Source organism: Lonepinella sp. MS14434, from assembly GCF_042468235.1.
GTDB lineage: Bacteria > Pseudomonadota > Gammaproteobacteria > Enterobacterales > Pasteurellaceae > Lonepinella.
Genome location: NZ_CP170386.1, coordinates 1,237,666 through 1,259,204, shown reverse-complemented (window position 1 = coordinate 1,259,204; position 21,539 = coordinate 1,237,666). Strand labels below are relative to the sequence as shown.

The window sequence follows — 21,539 nt, the reverse complement described above, 5'->3', positions numbered from 1 at the left end:
AAAAATTCTTAATGAGATAATTTATGAACGTTAATCACTTCACACAAAAATACATTGATTGGGTTGTCAAACTCGGTCGGCTAAAATTTTCTATTCTTGGTTTTTTAATTGTTGCTGTCTTTGCATTGCTGACTCATATTGTGTTAAGCCTGTTGGTCGTGGGGAGAATTGATTGGCAGAGTTTGGCTTATGCTATTATTTTCGGGCTTATCTCAGCCCCCTTCGTTATTTATTTTTTCACTTTGTTAGTGGATCGCCTTGAACGTTCTCGTTTAGCATTGGCAAAATCCATTCAAGATAAAAGCATTCTATTGGCGATCATTAGCCATGAACTCCGCACACCGTTAAATGGTATTTTGGGACTCAGTCAAATGTTGCAGGACACCCCATTAAATCAACAACAGCGTAATTATTTGAATACGATTAGTATAAGTGCGGTGTCTTTAGGACATATTTTTAATGATATTATTGATTTAGAGAAAATTGATAGTCACAATCTTGAGCTATGTTATCGTGAAACGGATTTTTATAGTTTTTTAACCGATATACAAAATATAGCGATCTTGTTAGCAAGTGAAAAAGGTCTGCAATTTCAAATGAAACTCAATGAAAATCTACCGCACTTTTTGCAATTAGACCAAACTCGCCTAAGCCAAGTGTTATGGAATTTGCTGAGTAATGCAGTGAAATTCACCGAAAAAGGTGTAATTGTCCTAGAAGTTAGAAAAATATCTAATAATCAATATAGCTTTGCAATTAGCGATACTGGACAAGGTATTCCCAGCCAAGAGTTAGAGAAAATCTTTACCATGTACTATCAAGTGGCAGACAGTGGTAAAAAATCCGCTGGCAGTGGTATTGGGTTAGCTATTTCAAAAAATATTGCCCATTTAATGCACGGTGATTTAACGGTCGCTAGCGAATTGGGCAAAGGAACAACTTTTACGCTGACTATTCAAGCAGAATCTATTGAAAAACAAGAGAAACCAATAGAAAAAAGTGCGGTGCAAAATTTGCAAATTTTATTGGTGGAAGATATTCAGCTCAATATTACCGTAGCGAAAACGCTGTTAGAGAAATTAGGGCATCGGGTAGATGTGGCAATGTCGGGTAAAGACGCGATTCAAGCCTTTGAACATAACAGCTATGATTTATTGTTATTAGACATTCAACTCCCCGATATGACAGGCTTTGAAATTGCTCATTATTTACGTGACGGCTATCAAAATGATCGCTATGATTATCTTCCGCCATTGATTGCGTTGACCGCCAATGTGATGCAAGACAAAGCAGAATATCAACGTCAGGGCATGGATGATGTATTGCGTAAACCATTGTTAGTTAATGAATTAACTGCTTGCTTAAATACGTATTTTGGTGAAAATGAAACGGTGGTGAATCATTCAAAGATGAGTGTGAATCCAGTGATCCCCGATGATTTAGTTGATTATTTTAATCCTGAAATTCTAGCAGAATTATTGGAATTTATCGGTAAAGATCTCTATGCAGAAAATATTCGTTTATTTAAACAGGAAATCAACGGCGGGGATTTAGATGTTGCTAAAGCCTATCAAGAGTATTTGAAAGGTAACATCACCAAACAGCAATTAGCTGAAACCGCTCATAAATTAAAAGGGGCAGCCGCCAGTTTAGCCATGCAATCTGTGCAAAATGTGGCAAATTTAATGCAACAGGTAGAGTTGCCAGAGTGGAACGAACAGCTTGAGCATTGGGTGGAGCAGATAGAAGAGTTGACAAAAATCAGTTTAGATTTGGTTAGTCAGTGGTTAGCTAAATAATTAAAGGGGCTTGTACCCCTTCAATTAAATAAAATGATTACCCCTTAAACTCTTCTCCCAAACAAGGCTGAATTTTATTCAAAATTTCTTTCACTACTCTTGGGTGAGCGGCGATAATATGTCCGTCTTTCAAATAGTTATGTCCTGCATTGAAATCGCAAACTAAGCCACCTGCTTCACGTACCATTAATTCACCTGCGGCACAGTCCCAAGGTTTTAAGCCCATTTCAAAAAAGCCATCAACACGTCCTGCAGCGGTGTAACATAAATCTAAAGCAGCAGATCCTGCACGGCGGAAATCAGCGACATCGGTGATTAAAGCGTTCATTATTGCCATTTGTACGGGCATTAATTTAGGCTGTTTAAATGGGAAGCCAGTGGCTAACACGGTGCCTTTGATATCACGGCGGTCGGCAATACGTAAACGGATATCGTTTAATTTCGCCCCTTCACCACGTACTGCGGTGAATAATTCATTTTTGATCGGATCATAAACTACGCCTACTTCGGTGCGACCTTTGACACGAATAGCGATAGAAACAGCAAATTGTGGGAAACTTTTGATAAAGTTAGTGGTACCGTCTAATGGATCGATAACCCATTGTGTATCACGGTTGTTACCATTTAACACACCTGATTCTTCGGTGATAATGCTGTGATCAGGGTAAGAGGCACGAATGGTTTCAATAACTGCGGCTTCAGCAGCTTTATCTACGTTTGTCACATAGTCATAGTTGCCTTTAATTTGGGTTTCAATATCCGCACGGTTTTCGTAACTTTTTGCGATGATATTGCCTGCTTTTCGTGCAGCACGAATTGCGATATTTAACATTGGGTTCATAAGAATATCCATTAGAGATTGTGAAAAGAACAACGGCAAACGGTATTTTACATTTTGCCTTAAACTGCGGTGCATTATAGTGACTTTTTCAACTATTTTCTAGTATTAAAAATTTTTTATAAAACCTACTAAATTATATGGATATTGTGCTAAAATAGCCATCAAATTTTAATTTGATAATAAATATTATGTTAGACAATATCCGCATTGTTTTAATCGAAACTTCTCATTCTGGCAATATCGGCTCGGCTGCTCGGGCGATGAAAACCATGGGCTTGAGTGAGTTGTATTTGGTTTCGCCGAAACAAGGTATTGATGAACAGGCGATAGCATTGTCCGCTGGGGCGGGAGATGTGGTGAAAAATGCGGTGGTGGTTGAGCGTTTTGAGCAAGCGGTGGGCGATTGTTCTTTGTTGATTGGCACCAGCGCCAGACTTCGTCATTTGCAGAATAGTTTAATTGAACCTCGCCAATGCGGTGAAATTACCATGCAAGCGGCAAAGTGCGGTGAAAAAGTAGCAATTATTTTCGGACGCGAGCGAGTGGGCTTAACCAATGATGAGCTATTAAAATGTCGTTATCATTTAACCATTCCAGCGAATCCCGATTATTCTTCGCTAAATTTAGCTATGGCAGTACAGTTGGTGTGTTATGAATTACGAATGGCATTTTTGTCGCAAACAGCACAGGAAATGCCTGTTGTTGCTATAGAAAATACCGTTAAAAACACCGCACTTTTGGCTACTGCACAACAATTAGAATACTTTTTTGAACATACGGAACGCCTTTATCAATCTTTAGGTTTTATTCAAAATCAAGGGGTTATGCAGAAATTAAGACGCTTATATCAGCGCGCGGCGGTGGAGCAAAATGAGTTAAATATTTTACGTGGCATGTTAACTGCAGTGGAAAAACACCTAGATTTTCATAAGGAATAATAGTTGACTATTTTACTTGGTTAAGTAAACTATTACTATTGATTTTAAACAAAGAGAAAGAAAGATGAAACTGACTTCAAAAGGACGTTATGCAGTTACTGCCATTTTGGATATTGCCCTGAATGGCGAGAATAATCCTGTGACGTTATCGGATATTTCCGAGCGACAGAGCATTTCTCTTTCTTATTTGGAGCAGCTTTTCGCCAAATTACGCCGGCACGGTCTAGTGCGGAGTGTGCGAGGACCGGGCGGTGGCTATCAGCTTGGGTTACCCACAGATAAAATTTCTATTGGAATGATTATTTCAGCGGTGAATGAAAATATTACCGTCACAAAATGTCTTGGCAAGGGCAATTGCCAAGATGGGCATGAATGTTTAACCCATTCCTTGTGGGATGAATTAAGTCATCGTATTGAGAGCTTTTTAGATCAAATTACCTTGGCGGAATTGGTCAATAAACAGAGTGCAAAGCAGTGTACTCATCAATCACATCAAGATTTTAATAACCTTTTGGTCGTAAATAGCTAGGCTATAAACAACATATTTTTAGGAGTGAATTTAATGAAATTACCGATTTATTTGGACTATGCAGCAACTTGTCCAGTGGATGAACGTGTAGCGAAAAAAATGATGGAATTTTTAACCATTGATGGCAACTTTGGTAACCCAGCATCTCGTTCGCACAAATTTGGTTGGCAAGCAGAAGAAGCGGTGGATATTGCTCGTAATCAAATCGCCGATTTGATCGGAGCAGATAGCCGTGAAATCGTGTTTACCTCAGGAGCGACAGAGTCGGATAACCTTGCGATTAAAGGAGCGGCTCATTTTTATCAAACCAAAGGCAAACATATTATCACCTGCAAAACCGAACATAAAGCGGTGTTAGATACTTGTCGCCAGCTTGAGCGTGAAGGCTTTGAAGTAACTTATTTAGAGCCAAAAACTGATGGTTTAATCGATCTTGATACATTAAAAGCAGCGATTCGTCCTGATACCATTCTGGTGTCGATTATGCACGCTAACAATGAAATCGGGGTCATTCAAGATATTAAAGCCATCGGTGAAATTTGCCGTGCGAATAAAGTAATTTTTCATACCGATGCGACTCAGAGCGTGGGTAAAGTGGCGATTAATTTAGCTGAATTACCGGTAGATTTGCTTTCAATGTCTAGCCATAAGTTATATGGACCAAAAGGGATTGGGGCATTGTATGTTCGCCGTAAACCACGTATTCGCTTAGAAGCCATTATTCATGGTGGTGGTCACGAACGGGGTATGCGTTCAGGCACTTTGCCTGTGCATCAAATTGCAGGAATGGGTGAAGCCTACCGTATTTGTAAAGAAGAAATGGCAACTGAAATGCCACGCTTAAAAGCACTGCGTGACCGCTTATACAATGGCTTAAAAGACATTGAAGAAACCTATGTAAACGGCTCAATGGAACACCGTTTAGATAACAACCTAAACATTAGTTTTAACTATGTAGAAGGTGAAAGCCTAATGATGGCATTACGCGACATTGCAGTTTCATCTGGTTCTGCTTGTACATCTGCTAGTCTTGAGCCGTCGTATGTGTTACGTTCTTTAGGTTTGAATGATGAATTGGCCCACAGCTCGATTCGTTTCACCTTAGGTCGTTATACGACTGAAGAAGAAATTGACTACACCATTAGCCTAATGCAAGGTGCGGTGCAAAAATTAAGAGATTTATCACCACTTTGGGATTTATTTAAAGAAGGCATTGATTTAAACACGATTGAGTGGACGGCTCATTAATTTTTTAGAAGGAATAAGAAAATGGCATACAGCGACAAATTATTAGATCATTATGAAAATCCACGTAATGTGGGTGCAATGGATAAAAAAGCCACTGATGTGGGAACTGGCATGGTGGGCGCACCGGCTTGTGGTGACGTTATGCAGTTACAAATCAAGGTGAATGATAGTGGCATTATTGAAGATGCCAAATTTAAAACCTATGGTTGTGGTTCGGCGATTGCATCTAGCTCACTAATTACTGAATGGGTAAAAGGTAAATCTTTAGATGAAGCAGGAGCCATTAAAAATAGTCAAATTGCAGAAGAGTTAGAGTTACCACCGGTAAAAGTGCATTGCTCAATTTTAGCGGAAGATGCCATCAAAGCAGCGATTGCAGATTATAAAGCAAAACAAGCAAAATAATTAATTATAGGGCGGAGACTTATATCCGCCCGAAGAATTAGGAGCATAAAATGGCAGTAACTCTCACTGAAAGTGCAGTTGGTCGTGTCAGAACTTTTTTACAAAACCGTGGTAAAGGTGTGGGATTACGCTTAGGTATTAAGACATCTGGCTGTTCAGGTTTAGCTTATGTATTAGAATTTGTCGATACTTTAAACGAAGATGATAAGGTATTTGAACAAGATGGCGTAAAAATCATTGTGGATGCCAAAAGTCTTGTATATTTGGATGGTACAGAGTTAGATTTTGTTAAAGAAGGATTGAACGAAGGTTTTAAATTCAACAACCCGAATGTTAAAGATCAATGTGGTTGTGGCGAAAGTTTTAACGTATAATTAAACCTGTGATGAACATAGTTATGACAAATCCATTTTCTCTATTTAAGTTACCAGTACAATTTGAGATCGATCAGACATTGTTGTCTGAACGTTTTTTGCAGTTACAAAAACAATTTCACCCTGATAATTTCGCTACTCAATCCACTCAAGATCAGCGTTTGGCAATGCAACAATCGGCAGAAATTAATGATGCCTTAAAAACCCTAAAAGATCCGATTTTGCGAGCGGAAGCTATTATTCAAATTCATACAGGTGAAGTACAGGATTTGGAGCAAAAAAGCACCCAAGATATGGCTTTTTTAATGCAGCAATTACAATGGCGTGAGCAATTAGAAGAGATCGAAACTAACAAAGCTGATACTGCACTTGATGAATTTCGTTCCGACATTGAGGCAGAGCAAGAAACGTTATTAAATCAACTAAAAACTGAATTAACCCAAAGTAACTGGTCAGTGGCACAGGTAATCGCTGATAAATTACGTTTTGTCAAAAAATTGATTGAACAGATTGAAATGGTAGAAGAAAAGCTATTTTAATGAGATAAAAATAAAAGAAGATAAACAATGGCATTATTACAAATCGCAGAACCGGGGCAAACTGCTGCACCGCATCAACACAAATTGGCGGTGGGGATTGATTTAGGGACAACTAATTCATTAGTTGCCACCGTGCGTAGTGGGCAGGCGACTATTTTATTAGATGAACAAGAACAAGCCTTGACGCCATCCATTGTGCATTATGCAGAAAATGGCGTGTTGGTGGGCGATAAAGCAAGTGCATTAGCCAGCCTTGATCCGCAAAATACGATTATTTCAGTGAAACGATTAATTGGGCGAAGTTTGTCGGATGTACAACAGCGTTATTTAAATTTGCCTTATCAGTTTAATCAAACTGAAAATGGTTTGCCGTTGATTCATACCAGACAAGGTAATGTGAGTCCGGTTGAAGTCTCTAGCGAAATTCTAAAAAAATTAACCGCACTTGCAGAGCAACGTTTAGGGGGTGAGTTGTCTGGTACGGTGATTACTGTCCCAGCTTATTTTGATGATGCTCAACGCCAAAGTACCAAAGATGCAGCAACATTAGCAGGTTTGAACGTATTGCGTTTGTTGAATGAACCTACCGCCGCAGCGATTGCTTATGGTTTGGATAGTGAACAAGAGGGTGTAATCGCAGTTTATGATTTAGGTGGTGGCACCTTTGATATTTCTATTTTACGCTTATCCAGAGGTGTGTTTGAAGTGTTGGCAACGGGGGGGGATACCGCATTAGGTGGGGATGATTTCGATCATTTTATTACCGAATGGATCGTCAATCAGTCAGGTCAGCAACCTGAAAATGCTCAGCAGCAACGTGAATTGATTGGGTTAGCCAACAAGTTAAAGGTAGCATTAAGTGAGAGCGAAACGGTTACGGTGAACTTTAAAAAATGGCACGGTGAATTGACTCGAACGACATTTAATCAGCTAATTCAATCCTTGGTCAAACGCTCATTGATGGCTTGTCGTCGTGCGTTAAAAGATGCGAATATTGGGGTGGAAGATGTGCGTGAAGTGGTGATGGTGGGAGGTTCAACTCGTGTGCCATTTGTACGTGAGCAAGTGGGCGAATTTTTTGGTAGAACGCCATTAACATCTATTGATCCTGATAAAGTAGTTGCTTTAGGTGCTGCGATACAAGCGGATATTTTAGTGGGAAATAAGCCTGATTCCGATATGTTATTGCTTGATGTGATTCCGCTTTCTTTAGGTATTGAAACTATGGGCGGCTTGGTGGAAAAAATTATCCCACGCAATACCACGATTCCCGTGGCTCGAGCCCAAGAATTTACCACTTTTAAAGATGGTCAGACCGCTATGTCAGTGCATATTGTGCAAGGTGAACGTGAAATGGTGGAGGATTGCCGTTCGTTGGCTCGTTTTACTTTACGGGGCATTCCTCCAATGTCAGCCGGAGCGGCACATATTCGAGTAACTTATCAAGTGGATGCAGACGGTTTGTTAAGCGTGACAGCAATGGAAAAATCTACTGGCGTACAATCGTCTATCCAAGTGAAACCATCCTACGGCTTAACAGATGATGAGATTACTAATATGCTTAAATCATCAATGGAAAATGCCAAACAAGACATTGATGCTCGTTTGTTAGCCGAGCAACGTGTAGAAGCTCGCCGAGTAATTGAAGCAGTATTAACGGCATTAGATGATGATCAAGATTTACTCAATGAGGCAGAACTAAGTGCGGTGAAAAAAGCCTTAGTTTCCTTAGATAATTTACAGCAAGGTACAGATACCTTAGCGATTAAGCAAGGGATTAAAGATTTAGATCAAGCTACTCAAGAATTTGCTGCTCGCCGAATGAATAAATCCATTCAAAAAGCCTTAAAAGGGCAATCGGTCGAGAATCTATAGTTTAACGAATTTATAAAATAGGAAAGAAAATATGCCAAAAGTTGTGTTTTTACCCCACGAAGAATTTTGCCCTGAAGGTATGGTGGTGGAAGCGAAAAAGGGAGATAATCTATTAGATTTAGCTCACGATGCGGGGGTGGAAATTCACCATGCTTGTGATGGTTCTTGTGCTTGTACCACTTGTCATGTGGTGATCCGTGAGGGTTATGACAGTTTAAATGAAAGCTCGGATCAAGAAGAAGATATGCTAGATAAAGCTTGGGGCTTAGAGATCGAAAGTCGCTTGTCTTGCCAATGTATTGTGGGTGATGAAGATTTAGTGGTAGAAATTCCAAAATATAACTTGAACCATGCAAATGAGGCGGCTCACTGATGAAATGGACGGACACTCAATTAATCGCCGAAGCTTTATATGATCGCGATCCTGATTTAGATCCCAAAACGGTACGTTTCACTGATATGCACCAATGGGTTTGTGATTTAGAAGATTTTGATGATGACCCTGAAGCCAGCAATGAGAAGATCTTAGAAAGTATTTTGTTGTGTTGGCTAGATGAGTATGAATAAATAAAAAGTCGCCCTAAGGCGACTTTTTATTAGAGAAAATGCTGATAAAGAAATTCTCCCACTAAATCTACATCGTCTAAATAATAATCTGTTTCAATCTCTTGTTTATCACCTAAATAAACGGAAGTTTTAGCGTTTTTTAACATAAGAAAATCGTTAAAATCATTGCCAAAAGCCACATATTTTTGCTTACCGATTAGCTGTTTAAGGGTATTGTATTTATTATTCCCGTGCGGCGTGATGTCAAAAAAGTTTTCTTTTTTATGAATATGGAAACTAATGTTATCGCGATTAAACTGTGTATAAATTTCTTGATTAGCCTTATCAAGTAAAACTAGGATTTTACTCACACCATCATGCAATAAATCTACTTCATCTAGGCGAGCATGGCTTAATGAACTGATATAATGATGAAAATTATGTTCTTTTTCGGATAAGGAAAAAGCCCATTTGCCATCAAGTACATAAGGTAAATTCAGTGCTTTTAAGCGAAGTAAACAATTTTCAACATAGGGTTTCTCGAGAAATTTAGTCAAGATAAAATTTCCTTGTTGATATGCCATACCACCATTACAACCCACTAAAATGGTATTACTATGTTCGGTAATTTTACGGTTTAACATAGGTAACATATCGCGAATAGGTCTTGCGGACGCAAAAATAACCCGGTGCTTTACTAATAGATGCGCCATGGCATCACAAATTTCGTCACTGACTTTTAGACCATTTTTTGATATAGTACCATCAATATCAAAAACGAATATTTTCATTGTTAATCCTTTAAATCGTGGTAATTATTTTAACGATTTTTAGTCTATCATAAATGGTATTTATAATAAAATATTACGAGGTGATAAATGGTTTTCTCAAAAAATAGTTTCTCAATAGAATTTCCTATCCCTGTGTCGGTAAATAAATTAATTTGCAGTGATCTGGATAAAAACACTATTCATACTTATGGACATTGTCTTGATAAGCCGTATTGTCATGGTATTTTGAGTGTATTAGAAAAACTTTAGAGAAGAGAATTGTATTTATAGAAAATTGCTCACCCAAAAGTTAGATTAGCTACTAACTTTTGGGGGAAGAGATTTTTGTTCTTACGGTAATTTTGCTAAAACGCAATAACCTACTTGACGTCCAGAAATTTGATATGCCGTATCTGCACAAATGAACGCAGATTCACCTTGTTTTAATTCAAGTGCGGTGTTTTTATCACTAATTTTCAGACACCCTTGCATGACCAATAAAATAGTCGCACTTTCTGCTTTTCCGTTGATTTGGGCTGTATCATCATAACGTACATTTTCTAGTGCAAAGTCTTTAGCTGGCGTAGTATAGGTAAATGAACCATTATCTGGTGGGGCTGCCTTGATTAATTCAGGAATCACTTCACGACAATCAATCACTTTTAATAATTCATCAATATCCACATGTTTAGATGTTAAACCACCACGAATGACATTATCTGAACATGCCATTAATTCAATATTTTGTCCACGCAAATAAGCGTGTGGAATACCGGCATCTTGAAAAATACCTTGTCCTTGTTTGATTTGCACAATATTGAATAAATAGAAACACATTAAGCCGGCATCTAATTGCGCTAATGAAATGTTCATTTCTTTTTGGCTATACAAGACCCAGTAATCAGGATTTTCAGGGGATAAGTCCTCAAGTCGATTATGTTCAAAAATTGGCAATAACCAACTGGCTAATTGCGTTTGATTTGCTTGCATAATATCTGAATAGAAATGGTGTAAATCCTGTGTTTCTAGCTGATTTGCTAAGGTTTGCAAAGATGAACGTTCACGCAATGTTTTTAAAATTTCTGTTTTGGGTTTGAAACCGTGTAACAACCAGAAGTCTGATAAAGCAATCATCATTTCTGGTTTGTGATTCTTGTCTTTATAAGTTCGTTTGGGATCTGTTAAATCAATACCCCGCACATTTTCTTCCACAAACCCGATTTCGGCTTGTTGTTTTGTTGGGTGTAATTGAATAGATAACGGCTGTTTAACATCTAAGATTTTCAATAAGTAGGGTAGTTCATCACCAAAAATTGAACGACTTTGTTGACCAAGTGCGGTGGGATTTTGGCTTAAAAATTGATTTAAAGGCATGGTTTCATCGTCAACTTTAATTGTTGATGGGGACGACGGGTGTGCTCCGAGCCACCACTCGGCATAGAGTTGATCTTTTTGTGCAGTAAATCCGATAAGATTTGGAATGTAGTCTTTTCCCCCCCAAGTATATTGCTGTAGGGTGCCAGTCAATTTATAAAGTGTGGTCATTTTTTATCCTGTTGTTCTTGTTTGTAGCCACCAAAAAATTGTACAACTTTTTCTACATCTGATTGTTCGGTTAACTGTGCTACAAGACGTTTGCCGTTGGTTAAATCAAAGACTAATTTGAAATCATCGGCTAAATTAATTTGTTGTATTTTAGCAAATTCAATAAAAAAATTCTCAAAGAAAAAACCGTTAGGTTTGAGTATCAGCATGGGAGAACGAAAAAATGCTATATACAGGCTTAAAAGAATTAAAAAAGTGAGTAAATACAAGGTATCGGGTGCAATTTTTCCTTCGGTTTGCCAAATGATAATACCAATTAATGCCACAAAAATCAGACTATCTAATTTTGTCCGTTTTTTTAACCGCACTTTGAGTAGGGTTTTGCCTTGGCGCTTATCTAGTCCGAATTGTTCGTAAAAGGCATAGGTGAAAAAAGCGAGAATACAGAGAATTAAAATAGTATTAGTCATAATAAAAAACGTTCCCCTTGATGTGAAGGGGAACGATATGAATAAAAAAGTTAAGCAAGGATACCTGTTGCCGCACCTAAGATACCGATAACAAAGATACCGATAATAATCCAAAGGGCGTTTACACGGTTACGTAGTAACCACATACAAGCGAAGGTAAATAGTAATGGTAATAAACCCGGCATTAAGCTGTCTAAGATACTTTGTACCGTGGTAATTTCCGTTGTTCCGTCTTGTTTTTGAATGGTAGATACCACTAATGGCACGTTAATACTGGTCCATTTTTGTACTAACGCTCCCATAATAAACAAGCCGAGAATAGATGCTCCTTCGGTCAGCTTTTGTAATAAACCACCACTCATATCTTGTACTACATCTAATCCTTTCTTATAGCCGTAAGTCACGCCATAATAACGCGTACCTAAACGTACAAGGTTAAATAGAATAAAGAATAATAAAGGTCCTAAAATACTACCGGTTAATGCAATACCTGCACCAAGAGCTGCAAATACTGGACGAGCAGTCCCCCAATAAATCGGGTCACCTACACCAGCTAAAGGTCCCATTAGACCCACTTTGATACCGTTGATTGCCGCATCATCAATTTCTTTACCATTAGCACGTTGTTCTTCCATCGCAATGGTCACACCTAATACTGGTGCCGCCACGAATGGTTGTGTGTTAAAGAATTCAAGGTGACGTTTAATGGCGTCTTTGCGTTCTTGTGAATTTGGATCTGGATATAAACGTTTAATCACAGGCACCATTGAATAGGCAAAACCTAGGGCTTGCATGCGTTCAAAGTTCCATGAACCTTGGAATAGATTTGAACGTAATACCACGGAATTTAAATCACTTTGGGTTACTTTTTTGATTTCAGTTGTCATTTTTATTACCCCATTAATCTAATCTGTTATCCAGATCGTTGTTATTTGCTACGACTTGCACCACTTGTTTTGATTGATTGTATTTAGGGTGAAGTTGAATATAAAGTGCTGCCATAATGGCGCCAAGAATACCTAATGCTACAAGGTTAAAGTCAGTGAATGCGGCTACCACAAAACCAGCATAGAAGAATGGCATTAAGTGACCTGCACGCATCATATTGATAACCATGGCATAACCTACTACTGCAATAATACCGCCTGCAATTTTTAAACCACTTGTGACGACTTCAGGAATCGCATTTAACATTTCTTGAACGGTATCTGTACCGGCAGTTAGTGCGACAATTAAGGCAGGAATTGCAATACGCATAGCTTGTAATAATAAAGCAGAGCAGTGAATCCAGTCTAAACGGTTAAGATTGCCATCCGCAATAGATTTGTCCGCTGCGTGTTGAAATGCCACAGTGATTGCACGCACTACATAGGTTAACACTTGACCGGCTGCTGCTAATGGAATCGCAAGAGCAATCGCTGTTGGGATTTCTTGCCCACCCACAATAACCAAGATAGTTGACACCACAGAAGCAAGCGCTGCATCTGGAGCAAGTGCTGCACCGATATTCATCCAGCCTAAGGCTAATAATTCAAGTGAACCACCAATGATGATCCCTGTTTTCATATCGCCTAATACTAAACCAATTAAGGTACAAGCGATTAACGGACGATGAGTTTGAAATTCATCAAGAATCGATCCCATACCTGAAACACAGGCAACAAGGAATACCAGAACGACTTGTAAGGTAGAAATTTCCATAATAATTTCCTTAGATTAAGTTATTTTTCTTTAATAGATCCATCATATATTGACGGCTATCGTTGGACACTTTACGCACATCAAGCTCAATACCTTTGGCATCAAGGGCTTTGAAAGCTGCAATATCTTCTTCGTTGACGGCAACGGCACTGGTAACCATTTTCTTACCTTCTTTGTAAGAAATCCCGCCGATATTGATAGATTTAAACTCAACACCTGCATCGGATAAACGTTGTACATCCGTTGGATTGGTGAATAACAACATCATACGCTCGCCAGCATATTCAGGGTTGTTATATACACGAATCATTTTATCCACTGGAACGACATGAGCGGTTACCCCTGGAGGTGCTACACTTTTTAGCATGGTTGAACGTACGTTGTCTTTAGCAACATCGTCATTGACAACTACAATGCGAGTGACTCGACTTTCTTTGGTCCAGCGAGTGGCAACTTGCCCGTGAATTAAACGGTCGTCGATACGAGCTAGACCAATGACTAAATGACCTTCTGCATTTGGTACAACGACAGAGGGTTCAGTGGGTTTAGCAGGGGCGGCTGGAGAAACTGGAACCGATTTTTCTTCTGGTTCATCAAAACGTAATGCACGTACACCAGTACGACCGGTTTCAAGCGCAATGGCAGTGAGTTCTTCAAGGCTTGGATTATCATCACGAGCCATAAAGGTCTCAACAAGCATTGGCACATTTACACCTGTGATGACGTTCATATTGTTTTGATCGTTTGCCACTCGGTTTGCCGCATTAAATGGACTACCGCCCCAAGTATCTACAAGAAAGAGCACTTGATCGCAATGCGCTAATTCATTGGTAAGTTTTTCTTGATATTTACCCATAATGGTTTCCGCATTTTCACCCGGCACGAAATCAATCGTTGCCACGTTTTCTTGCTCACCAATCAGCATTTCGGTGGTTTTCAGCAATTGATTTGCCGCTACACCGTGAGTTGCAATAATAATTGCAATAGTCATAGTTGACTCCTTTGGTTTTAAAATTAAGGTGGCGTATTTTAATATGAATCAGATATAGTTTACACGTTTCAGCGAAATATTTTTACTAAATTGTGATCTGGATCATCTTTTAAGGCCTAACTGCGGTGAAAATAAACAAAAAAATAGGTACCGCAAGGATACCTATTTTTAATTATATGTAATTTAGATGGCGATCACTGCACCAATCACAACAATTGAATAAATTGCAGCTAAACCATAGAAAATAAGTCCACCATTTGGCATATGAAGTTTTACATCATGCATACCGTGATGTACACGGTGTAATCCCATCCACATTGGAAAAATGGCTAAAACGAGAATCACTAATTTGCCTAACCAGTGATGACTAAATGCAATAATACTGTCAGGTGAAGTTATCCCAAAGGGTAATAAAATACCTAAAATTAAAATTAATGCAGGAAAAGCCAACGCACTGACAGCACTGCCGGCACTAAATAGCAACCATACAGGTGGTTCTTGAGAACGTTTTGGATTTTGATCAACCATAGTTCTATCCCCTTAAATAAAAGCTAAAATCAGAAGAACAACACTGACCACAGCGAAAATAACGTAGAATCCTTTACGGATTAGCTCCGATTTTACGCCTAATGTGCCAGACATTACTTCGCCAGACATATGGAAAAATGTCACGGAGTGTAAAATGGATGCGGCCACTGAAATCAGATTCAAAATAATGACGACAGGGTTTTGCAAAAAAGGAATAAAGTTTTCTACAAAGCCGTTTTCACTACATAAAGAAATGATGCCATAAAGTAAAACTAAACAGAACCAAACAGCGGAAAATGCAGTGGCTTCTCGCAGCATATAGAATTGATAAAAATTCCATTTTTTCCACCAAGTGGCAGTCATTTCACGATGATATTTATTACGTTTACTTGCTAATTCAGTCATAACTCCCCCTAAGCTTTTGGTTTAAGCATTGAAATTAGATAGTCTTTAGCACTTTCTAATTTGCTTTGGTTAATTGCTGCAGCAGGGTTAACGTGTTTCGGACAAACTTCTGAACAAGCTCCTACGAAAGTGCAAGACCAAACCCCGTTGTCTCCATTGATAATTGGCATACGTTGTGCTTTAGCATGATCACGGTTATCTAAATTATAACGGTGAGCAAGCGTTAACGCCGCAGGACCAACAAACTCTGGGTTTAAACCAAATTGTGGACAAGCTGCATAACAAAGACCGCAGTTGATACACATGGAGAATTGGCGGTATTTCTCAAGTTGTTTTGGTGTTTGTTTGGTACGACTTTTCGCCAATTCTGCTGATGGATGTGGTTGACCGTCTAATTCCGGCATTTTGTTGCCGATAATATAAGGTTTGATGGCTTCTAAACTTTCAATAAAGTGACTTAAATCCACCACTAAATCACGTTCAATCGGGAAGTTGGCTAATGGTTCAATCCGCATGTGACCACTGTAATCACGTAAGAATGTTTTACATGCGAGTTTTGGTTTATTGTTCACCATCATCCCACAAGAACCACAGATTGCCATACGACAAGACCAACGGTAGGAAAGTTCGGGTTCCAGTTTATCTTTAATGTAACCTAACGCATCTAATAAAGATGTTTGGTTATCATAAGGTACTTGATAAGTGCATAGGTGTGGCTTTTGATCCACTTCAGGATTATAGCGTAGCACTTCTACCGTCATAATTGATTCATTAGACATTTGCTTTCTCCCCTTTGTTAGCCGCTGCTTTAGCCGCTTCCGCCGCATCTGCTTCTGCACCGTAAACACGTTTCGCTGGTTGTGATTTGGTAATTTTCACTGGACTGTATTCAATGCGTGGTGCACTCTCTCCATTGTAGAACGCCAAGGTATGTTGTAAGTAATTCACATCATCACGTTCCACATAGTCTAAACGTTGATGCGCACCACGAGATTCTTTACGTTCAATGGCTGAGTTGGCAATGGATTGTGCTACATCTAAGATATAACCTAATTCCACAGTATAAAGCACGTTGGTGTTAAATACGCTTGAACGATCTTGAATACGAATACGTTTATAGCGTTCTTTTAATTCGGCAATTTTATCCACGGTCGTTTGCATACTTTGTTGGTCACGGTAAATACCACAACCTTCTTCCATAGACATACCCATTTCTTCACGAATTTGTGCCCAACTTTCGGTACCTTCTTGGTTATATAAATCTTCCAAGCGTTTAATCACATCACGAGCTTGAGCATCAACGGCATCCTGATTAATAGAAACATTTTCTAGCGCACGTTGTGCTGCATATTCACCCGCTACACGACCTAATACGACAAGTTCCGCTAATGAGTTAGAACCTAAACGGTTGGCACCATGTAAGCCGGAGGACGCACATTCACCCACAGCAAATAAGCCTTTAATACAGGTTTCGCTGTTGAAATCTACTTCAATACCACCCATGGTATAGTGAACGACTGGACGAACAGGAATCGGTTGTTCAACTGGGTTTACCCCTTCATAGGCTTGTGCTAACTCACAAATAAATGGTAAACGCTCATGTAAGTATTTTTCTCCTAAGTGGCGTAAATCAAGATTCACCACATCAACACCTTTGGCTGTTTTTAGGGTATTACCTTTACGCCATTCTTGCCAGAATGCTTGGGATACTTTATCTCGAGGACCTAATTCCATATATTTATTTTCTGGTTTACCCACTGGTGTTTCAGGACCTAGACCATAATCTTGTAAGTAGCGGTAACCATTTTTATTTAATAAAATACCACCTTCACCCCGACAACCTTCAGTCATCAAAATACCGGTATTTGGCAAACCGGTTGGGTGATATTGTACAAATTCCATATCACGTAGTGGCACTCCGTGACGATATGCCATAGAAAGACCGTCACCCGTAACGATACCGCCGTTAGTATTAAATTTGAACGCACGACAACCACCACCTGTTGCAATAACTACGGCTTTGGCATTGATTTGAATTAAGGTGCCTTCCATCATATTCATTGCAACTAAACCACACGCGCGACCATCATCAGTGAGAATATCTAACACAAAATGTTCATCAAAACGTTGGATTTGTGGATATTGAATAGACGTTTGGAAAAGCGTATGTAATAAATGGAATCCAGTTTTATCGGCGGCAAACCAAGTACGTTCGATTTTCATCCCACCAAAACGGCGAACGTTCACATCACCATCTTGTTTACGAGACCAAGGACACCCCCAACGTTCAAGTTGAGTCATTTCCACAGGAGAATGTTTAACAAAATATTCTACAACATCTTGTTCACATAACCAGTCACCACCAGATACGGTGTCATTAAAGTGTTTATCGTAGCTATCTTCTTCTTTGATAACCGCTGCCGCACCACCTTCAGCCGCAACTGTATGGCTACGCATAGGATAAACTTTTGAAACTAAAGCGATTTTAAGATTAGGATTGGCTTCTGTTGCAGCAATCGCAGAACGTAATCCACCACCACCAGCACCGACAATCGCAATATCTACATTGACAATTTGCACAATTATGTCCCCCACAAAAGAATTAATTAACAATAATAATGTTACTTAAATTTTAATAAATTACTATCTCTTTTTTAATCTAATTGTTAGAAATGTGATCTAGCTCAAATATTTAGGTAAAATGCACTGTAGTTAGCAAAAATAAGAATTATTAATAGGTTAAAGATGATTTTTATTATTATTGAAAGTAATAAAAAATGCTTATTTTGGTATTTTGTTCTATTTCGTTATGTTTGGTTTTTTACTGAATTCAAGTTAAAATAAAGCCTATTTTTTCACATTAATTTATTTTTATGTCAACAGAGACTTCATGGCAGCCAACTGCCACAATTAAGAATTTACTTGCTCGTGCTAAAATCATGGCAGAAATTCGTCGTTTTTTTTCTGAACGTGGTATTTTGGAGGTGGAAACGCCAATTCTGAGTGAATTTGGTGTGACAGATGTTAATTTATCTACCTTCAGCACCGAGTTTGTTGCTCCCTTTAACAAACCGAAAACATTGTGGTTAAATACGAGTCCAGAATATCATATGAAACGCCTGTTAGCAGCAGGTTCAGGGGCGATTTTCCAACTTTGTCATGTTTTTCGTAATGAAGAAGCAGGTCGCCGTCATAATCCTGAATTTACTATGTTAGAATGGTATCGTCCATTTTTTGATATGTATCGATTAATTAATGAGGTGGATGATTTATTACAAAATATTTTAGATTGTGAACCCACTGAAAGTTTAAGTTATCAGTTTGTTTTTCAACAATATGTTGGTTTAGACCCTTTATCAGCAAGTAAAGCCGAGTTAATCAGTAAAGCTAAAAAATATAATTTTATTTGTGATGAAAATGAAGATCGAGATACTTTGTTACAATTTCTGTTTAGTGAAGTCGTGGAGCCTAAAATTGGTCAAACTCGTCCGGTGGCTATTTATCATTTCCCGGCGAGTCAAGCAGCGTTAGCACAAATTAGTTCGGAAGATCATCGTGTAGCAGAGCGTTTTGAATTCTATTATAAAGGGTTAGAACTGGCTAATGGTTTCCATGAATTGACTGATGCTCATGAACAATTTAATCGTTTTGAGCAAGATAATCACGTACGTCAGAAATTAGGTTTGCCGATACGTTCAATTGATTCTCGTTTTCTAGCAGCTTTGCAAGCAGGCATGCCTAATACATCAGGTGTGGCTTTAGGGGTGGATCGATTAATGATGATTGCTTTAGGTGCTGAAACTATTGAACAGGTGATGGCTTTCGGAATTACAAATGCCTAGCAATAAATAACAGTTGCAAAACCGCCATGACGACTTTAAACTTAGCCATTTAATTTTATCTTTATATTTTTAGGAAATACTTGAACTTATGGATACGCAGATTAATTCAGCAGAAAGAATAACCGTAGGGGAAACTTTCCGCCAAGCTCGTCAAAAGCTCAATTTAACTATTGAACAAGTCGCAGAAAAAGTGAATTTACGCCCTATTGTGGTAGAAAGTATCGAAAATAATGAATTTGTGCAGAAAAATATTCCTGCTACTTTTATGAAGGGATATGTGCGTAATTATGCTGAATTTTTGAAATTGCCAGATAGCTTATGGAAAGATGGTGCGATTGATTTTGGTAGGGCGGTAAGGAATGATTTAAATAAACACGTTAAAGTCAAAAAAGTGGTGAATCCTCATTCTTCGCATAGTCGATGGGTTGGTTGGTTAACGGCTTTTGTTCTTTTATTTGTGATTGGAATGACTGCCCTTTGGTGGTGGGAAAATTATCAACAAACGAATTCCGAGCGTGATAATTTAGTGCAAAATTATGTCTCAACGGAAGGACGGAATAAATCGCTAGAGCATAGCGATAATGTAGTAATCATGGCAGAAACAGCTGTTGTGGATTCAACACAAGCTAACGCACAAATATCAGAAAGTGCGGTGCAAAATAATCCAGAAAATAGTAATGCGATAACAAATACAGATACTAACCAACAAGAAAATACAATGGAAAGTGTAGATAGTCCAGCACAAGGGATCCTTATGCAGCATACTACGAAAGATAATGTAACCGATTCAATAGCCGTGGAGGATAATGCTCAAAATACAGAAGATAATGTTGCGACAGGGGATTTACAAATTGAAATAATAGCAGCCACTAGCTGGATTGCGGTACGTGATGCAAAACATCATAATTTGGTGACGCAAAAAGAATATAAACAAGGTGAAGTGATTACGTTAGATGGTAAAGGGCCTTATGCATTAACTATCGGTGCACCATCTAATGTAAAAATTACCTATAAAGGTGAGGACTATCCATTGAAAATTGATGGTCGTGTTGCTCGCATTAAATTACAATAATAACGAGAATTATGTCAGATTTTAAACCAACCATTAAACGTCGTGAATCGACAAAAATTTATGTAGGTAAAGTGCCAGTAGGGGGAGATGCTCCCATTGCCGTACAATCTATGACCAATACTCGTACCACAGATGTAGAAGCAACGGTTGCTCAAATTAAAGCTCTTGAGCGAGTAGGGGCGGATATTGTTCGGGTTTCTGTACCAACTATGGATGCTGCCGAAGCCTTTAAATTAATTAAACAGCAAGTGAATGTGCCGTTGGTAGCGGATATTCACTTTGATTATCGGATTGCCTTGAAAGTGGCAGAATACGGTGTGGATTGTTTACGGATTAACCCTGGTAATATTGGACGTGAAGATCGCATTCGTGCCGTAGTGGATTGTGCTAGAGATAATAATATTCCGATTCGTATTGGCGTAAATGCAGGTTCGTTGGAAAAAGATCTGCAAGAAAAATATGGAGAACCAACCCCAGAAGCCTTGTTGGAAAGTGCGTTACGTCATGTTGAAATTTTAGATCGTTTAAACTTCGATCAATTTAAGGTGAGTGTAAAAGCGTCAGATGTTTTTTTAGCGGTGGAAAGTTACCGTTTGTTAGCCAAAGCGATTAAACAGCCGTTACATCTTGGTATTACCGAGGCAGGCGGAGCCAGAGCAGGTGCGGTAAAAAGTGCGGTGGGTTTAGGCATGCTTTTAGCCGAAGGAATTGGTGATACGTTGCGAGTATCATTAGCAGCGGATCCAGTGGAAGAAATCAAAGTGGGGTTTGATATTTTAAAATCCTTACGTATTCGTTCTCGTGGCATTAACTTTATTGCTTGCCCAACCTGTTCTCGTCAAGAATTTGATGTGATAGGGACAGTGAATGCGTTGGAACAACGCCTTGAGGATATTATTACGCCGATGGATGTATCAATTATCGGTTGTGTAGTGAATGGACCGGGTGAAGCCTTGGTCTCTGATTTAGGTGTTACGGGTGGTAACAAAAAAAGCGGTTATTATTTAGATGGTGAGCGTCAGAAAGAACGCTTTGATAATGATGATCTCATTGATCAGCTTGAAGCCAAAATTCGAGCTAAAGTATCACAACAAGATCCCAGAAACAGAATTATTTAAGGA

At 38.8% G+C, this 21,539-nt stretch carries 24 protein-coding genes; 13 read left to right on the top strand and 11 right to left on the bottom strand.

Annotated elements, in window-relative coordinates:
- Window positions 1–23: 23 nt before the first annotated feature.
- On the top strand, window positions 24–1,799 hold the full coding sequence (locus tag O1Q79_RS06070) for an ATP-binding protein (RefSeq protein WP_386690889.1): 1,776 nt from the start codon (window positions 24–26) through the stop codon (window positions 1,797–1,799).
- A gap of 37 nt (window positions 1,800–1,836) precedes the next feature.
- Here the strand turns inward: O1Q79_RS06070 and suhB are convergent, their stop codons facing one another.
- A complete protein-coding gene (gene suhB / locus O1Q79_RS06065; RefSeq protein ID WP_386690886.1) occupies window positions 1,837–2,640 on the bottom strand; it encodes an inositol-1-monophosphatase in 804 nt (267 codons plus the stop codon).
- A gap of 188 nt (window positions 2,641–2,828) precedes the next feature.
- On the opposite strand from suhB, the gene trmJ reads away from it, so the two are divergent.
- The 9 genes from trmJ to iscX all read left to right on the top strand — a co-directional run bounded on the left by trmJ (window position 2,829) and on the right by iscX (window position 9,115).
- Window positions 2,829–3,578, top strand: a complete 750-nt coding sequence (trmJ, locus tag O1Q79_RS06060) for a tRNA (cytosine(32)/uridine(32)-2'-O)-methyltransferase TrmJ (RefSeq protein ID WP_386690884.1) — start codon at window positions 2,829–2,831, stop codon at window positions 3,576–3,578.
- A gap of 64 nt (window positions 3,579–3,642) precedes the next feature.
- Window positions 3,643–4,107, top strand: coding sequence for a Fe-S cluster assembly transcriptional regulator IscR (gene iscR / locus O1Q79_RS06055; RefSeq protein WP_386690881.1), 465 nt, complete (start codon window positions 3,643–3,645; stop codon window positions 4,105–4,107).
- A gap of 33 nt (window positions 4,108–4,140) precedes the next feature.
- The gene (locus tag O1Q79_RS06050) at window positions 4,141–5,355 is read left to right on the top strand and encodes an IscS subfamily cysteine desulfurase (protein WP_386690878.1); all 1,215 of its coding nucleotides are present in this window, start codon (window positions 4,141–4,143) and stop codon (window positions 5,353–5,355) included.
- Window positions 5,356–5,376: 21 nt separating this feature from the next.
- Window positions 5,377–5,760 carry a Fe-S cluster assembly scaffold IscU gene (gene iscU / locus O1Q79_RS06045; protein WP_132302898.1) on the top strand — a complete coding sequence of 128 codons (384 nt, stop codon included), beginning with the start codon at window positions 5,377–5,379 and terminating at the stop codon, window positions 5,758–5,760.
- Between the two features lie 50 nt (window positions 5,761–5,810).
- Window positions 5,811–6,134, top strand: coding sequence for an iron-sulfur cluster assembly protein IscA (gene iscA, locus O1Q79_RS06040; RefSeq protein WP_386690875.1), 324 nt, complete (start codon window positions 5,811–5,813; stop codon window positions 6,132–6,134).
- A gap of 23 nt (window positions 6,135–6,157) precedes the next feature.
- The gene (gene hscB / locus O1Q79_RS06035; protein WP_386690872.1) at window positions 6,158–6,673 is read left to right on the top strand and encodes a Fe-S protein assembly co-chaperone HscB; all 516 of its coding nucleotides are present in this window, start codon (window positions 6,158–6,160) and stop codon (window positions 6,671–6,673) included.
- A gap of 27 nt (window positions 6,674–6,700) precedes the next feature.
- Window positions 6,701–8,548 (top strand): Fe-S protein assembly chaperone HscA, encoded by a 1,848-nt coding sequence (hscA, locus tag O1Q79_RS06030; protein WP_386690869.1) that lies wholly within the window; start codon window positions 6,701–6,703, stop codon window positions 8,546–8,548.
- A 31-nt stretch (window positions 8,549–8,579) separates the two neighbouring features.
- Complete coding sequence (gene fdx, locus O1Q79_RS06025) at window positions 8,580–8,921, top strand: ISC system 2Fe-2S type ferredoxin (RefSeq protein ID WP_132302902.1); 342 nt, start codon at window positions 8,580–8,582, stop codon at window positions 8,919–8,921.
- Window positions 8,921–9,115 carry a Fe-S cluster assembly protein IscX gene (gene iscX, locus O1Q79_RS06020; protein ID WP_132302903.1) on the top strand — a complete coding sequence of 65 codons (195 nt, stop codon included), beginning with the start codon at window positions 8,921–8,923 and terminating at the stop codon, window positions 9,113–9,115. The genes fdx and iscX overlap by 1 nt, the downstream gene beginning before the upstream one ends.
- A 29-nt stretch (window positions 9,116–9,144) precedes the next feature.
- Here iscX and O1Q79_RS06015 read toward each other — a convergent pair whose 3' ends face one another.
- From O1Q79_RS06015 to frdA, 10 genes are all read right to left on the bottom strand, one after another.
- The gene (locus O1Q79_RS06015; RefSeq protein WP_386690865.1) at window positions 9,145–9,885 is read right to left on the bottom strand and encodes an HAD-IIB family hydrolase; all 741 of its coding nucleotides are present in this window, start codon (window positions 9,883–9,885) and stop codon (window positions 9,145–9,147) included.
- Between the two features lie 330 nt (window positions 9,886–10,215).
- Window positions 10,216–11,409 carry a mannose-6-phosphate isomerase, class I gene (gene manA, locus O1Q79_RS06010; RefSeq protein ID WP_386690862.1) on the bottom strand — a complete coding sequence of 398 codons (1,194 nt, stop codon included), beginning with the start codon at window positions 11,407–11,409 and terminating at the stop codon, window positions 10,216–10,218.
- Window positions 11,406–11,879 (bottom strand): DUF986 family protein, encoded by a 474-nt coding sequence (locus O1Q79_RS06005; RefSeq protein WP_386690859.1) that lies wholly within the window; start codon window positions 11,877–11,879, stop codon window positions 11,406–11,408. Before O1Q79_RS06005 ends, manA begins: the two co-directional genes overlap by 4 nt.
- A gap of 50 nt (window positions 11,880–11,929) precedes the next feature.
- Window positions 11,930–12,766 carry a PTS mannose transporter subunit IID gene (locus O1Q79_RS06000; protein WP_386690857.1) on the bottom strand — a complete coding sequence of 279 codons (837 nt, stop codon included), beginning with the start codon at window positions 12,764–12,766 and terminating at the stop codon, window positions 11,930–11,932.
- Window positions 12,767–12,779: 13 nt separating this feature from the next.
- Window positions 12,780–13,580 carry a PTS mannose/fructose/sorbose transporter subunit IIC gene (locus O1Q79_RS05995; protein WP_386690854.1) on the bottom strand — a complete coding sequence of 267 codons (801 nt, stop codon included), beginning with the start codon at window positions 13,578–13,580 and terminating at the stop codon, window positions 12,780–12,782.
- A gap of 10 nt (window positions 13,581–13,590) precedes the next feature.
- Window positions 13,591–14,571: a PTS mannose transporter subunit IIAB gene (gene manX, locus O1Q79_RS05990; RefSeq protein ID WP_386690852.1), complete on the bottom strand. Its 981-nt coding sequence runs from the start codon at window positions 14,569–14,571 to the stop codon at window positions 13,591–13,593.
- A gap of 183 nt (window positions 14,572–14,754) precedes the next feature.
- Entirely contained in the window at window positions 14,755–15,099 is a 345-nt protein-coding gene (gene frdD / locus O1Q79_RS05985) for a fumarate reductase subunit FrdD (RefSeq protein ID WP_386690849.1), read from the bottom strand.
- Window positions 15,100–15,111: 12 nt separating this feature from the next.
- Window positions 15,112–15,504, bottom strand: coding sequence for a fumarate reductase subunit FrdC (gene frdC, locus O1Q79_RS05980; RefSeq protein WP_386690846.1), 393 nt, complete (start codon window positions 15,502–15,504; stop codon window positions 15,112–15,114).
- Between the two features lie 8 nt (window positions 15,505–15,512).
- Entirely contained in the window at window positions 15,513–16,283 is a 771-nt protein-coding gene (locus O1Q79_RS05975) for a succinate dehydrogenase/fumarate reductase iron-sulfur subunit (RefSeq protein ID WP_132302912.1), read from the bottom strand.
- Window positions 16,276–18,084, bottom strand: a complete 1,809-nt coding sequence (gene frdA, locus O1Q79_RS05970; RefSeq protein ID WP_386690842.1) for a fumarate reductase (quinol) flavoprotein subunit — start codon at window positions 18,082–18,084, stop codon at window positions 16,276–16,278. The genes O1Q79_RS05975 and frdA overlap by 8 nt, the downstream gene beginning before the upstream one ends.
- 293 nt (window positions 18,085–18,377) lie before the next feature.
- On the opposite strand from frdA, the gene epmA reads away from it, so the two are divergent.
- The 3 genes from epmA (at window position 18,378) to ispG (ending at window position 21,536) form a co-directional block, all read left to right on the top strand.
- The gene (epmA, locus tag O1Q79_RS05965) at window positions 18,378–19,346 is read left to right on the top strand and encodes an elongation factor P--(R)-beta-lysine ligase (RefSeq protein ID WP_386690841.1); all 969 of its coding nucleotides are present in this window, start codon (window positions 18,378–18,380) and stop codon (window positions 19,344–19,346) included.
- A gap of 88 nt (window positions 19,347–19,434) precedes the next feature.
- Window positions 19,435–20,418, top strand: a complete 984-nt coding sequence (locus O1Q79_RS05960) for a RodZ domain-containing protein (RefSeq protein ID WP_386690838.1) — start codon at window positions 19,435–19,437, stop codon at window positions 20,416–20,418.
- An 11-nt stretch (window positions 20,419–20,429) separates the two neighbouring features.
- Window positions 20,430–21,536 carry a flavodoxin-dependent (E)-4-hydroxy-3-methylbut-2-enyl-diphosphate synthase gene (gene ispG / locus O1Q79_RS05955; protein WP_386690835.1) on the top strand — a complete coding sequence of 369 codons (1,107 nt, stop codon included), beginning with the start codon at window positions 20,430–20,432 and terminating at the stop codon, window positions 21,534–21,536.
- Window positions 21,537–21,539 lie beyond the last annotated feature (3 nt).

Bases quoted from the DNA above. Each gene is read 5' to 3' on its own strand.
- hscB (WP_386690872.1), top strand. From the start codon at position 6,158: ATGACAAATCCATTTTCTCTATTTAAGTTACCAGTACAATTTGAGATC.
- iscA (WP_386690875.1), top strand. From the start codon at position 5,811: ATGGCAGTAACTCTCACTGAAAGTGCAGTTGGTCGTGTCAGAACTTTT.
- iscR (WP_386690881.1), top strand. From the start codon at position 3,643: ATGAAACTGACTTCAAAAGGACGTTATGCAGTTACTGCCATTTTGGAT.
- manX (WP_386690852.1), bottom strand. From the start codon at position 14,571: ATGACTATTGCAATTATTATTGCAACTCACGGTGTAGCGGCAAATCAA.
- frdD (WP_386690849.1), bottom strand. From the start codon at position 15,099: ATGGTTGATCAAAATCCAAAACGTTCTCAAGAACCACCTGTATGGTTG.
- O1Q79_RS06070 (WP_386690889.1), top strand. From the start codon at position 24: ATGAACGTTAATCACTTCACACAAAAATACATTGATTGGGTTGTCAAA.
- epmA (WP_386690841.1), top strand. From the start codon at position 18,378: ATGTCAACAGAGACTTCATGGCAGCCAACTGCCACAATTAAGAATTTA.
- iscX (WP_132302903.1), top strand. From the start codon at position 8,921: ATGAAATGGACGGACACTCAATTAATCGCCGAAGCTTTATATGATCGC.
- frdC (WP_386690846.1), bottom strand. From the start codon at position 15,504: ATGACTGAATTAGCAAGTAAACGTAATAAATATCATCGTGAAATGACT.
- O1Q79_RS05995 (WP_386690854.1), bottom strand. From the start codon at position 13,580: ATGGAAATTTCTACCTTACAAGTCGTTCTGGTATTCCTTGTTGCCTGT.
- O1Q79_RS06005 (WP_386690859.1), bottom strand. From the start codon at position 11,879: ATGACTAATACTATTTTAATTCTCTGTATTCTCGCTTTTTTCACCTAT.
- manA (WP_386690862.1), bottom strand. From the start codon at position 11,409: ATGACCACACTTTATAAATTGACTGGCACCCTACAGCAATATACTTGG.
- O1Q79_RS06000 (WP_386690857.1), bottom strand. From the start codon at position 12,766: ATGACAACTGAAATCAAAAAAGTAACCCAAAGTGATTTAAATTCCGTG.
- O1Q79_RS06015 (WP_386690865.1), bottom strand. From the start codon at position 9,885: ATGAAAATATTCGTTTTTGATATTGATGGTACTATATCAAAAAATGGT.
- O1Q79_RS05960 (WP_386690838.1), top strand. From the start codon at position 19,435: ATGGATACGCAGATTAATTCAGCAGAAAGAATAACCGTAGGGGAAACT.
- iscU (WP_132302898.1), top strand. From the start codon at position 5,377: ATGGCATACAGCGACAAATTATTAGATCATTATGAAAATCCACGTAAT.
- O1Q79_RS06050 (WP_386690878.1), top strand. From the start codon at position 4,141: ATGAAATTACCGATTTATTTGGACTATGCAGCAACTTGTCCAGTGGAT.
- fdx (WP_132302902.1), top strand. From the start codon at position 8,580: ATGCCAAAAGTTGTGTTTTTACCCCACGAAGAATTTTGCCCTGAAGGT.
- hscA (WP_386690869.1), top strand. From the start codon at position 6,701: ATGGCATTATTACAAATCGCAGAACCGGGGCAAACTGCTGCACCGCAT.
- ispG (WP_386690835.1), top strand. From the start codon at position 20,430: ATGTCAGATTTTAAACCAACCATTAAACGTCGTGAATCGACAAAAATT.
- suhB (WP_386690886.1), bottom strand. From the start codon at position 2,640: ATGAACCCAATGTTAAATATCGCAATTCGTGCTGCACGAAAAGCAGGC.
- O1Q79_RS05975 (WP_132302912.1), bottom strand. From the start codon at position 16,283: ATGTCTAATGAATCAATTATGACGGTAGAAGTGCTACGCTATAATCCT.
- trmJ (WP_386690884.1), top strand. From the start codon at position 2,829: ATGTTAGACAATATCCGCATTGTTTTAATCGAAACTTCTCATTCTGGC.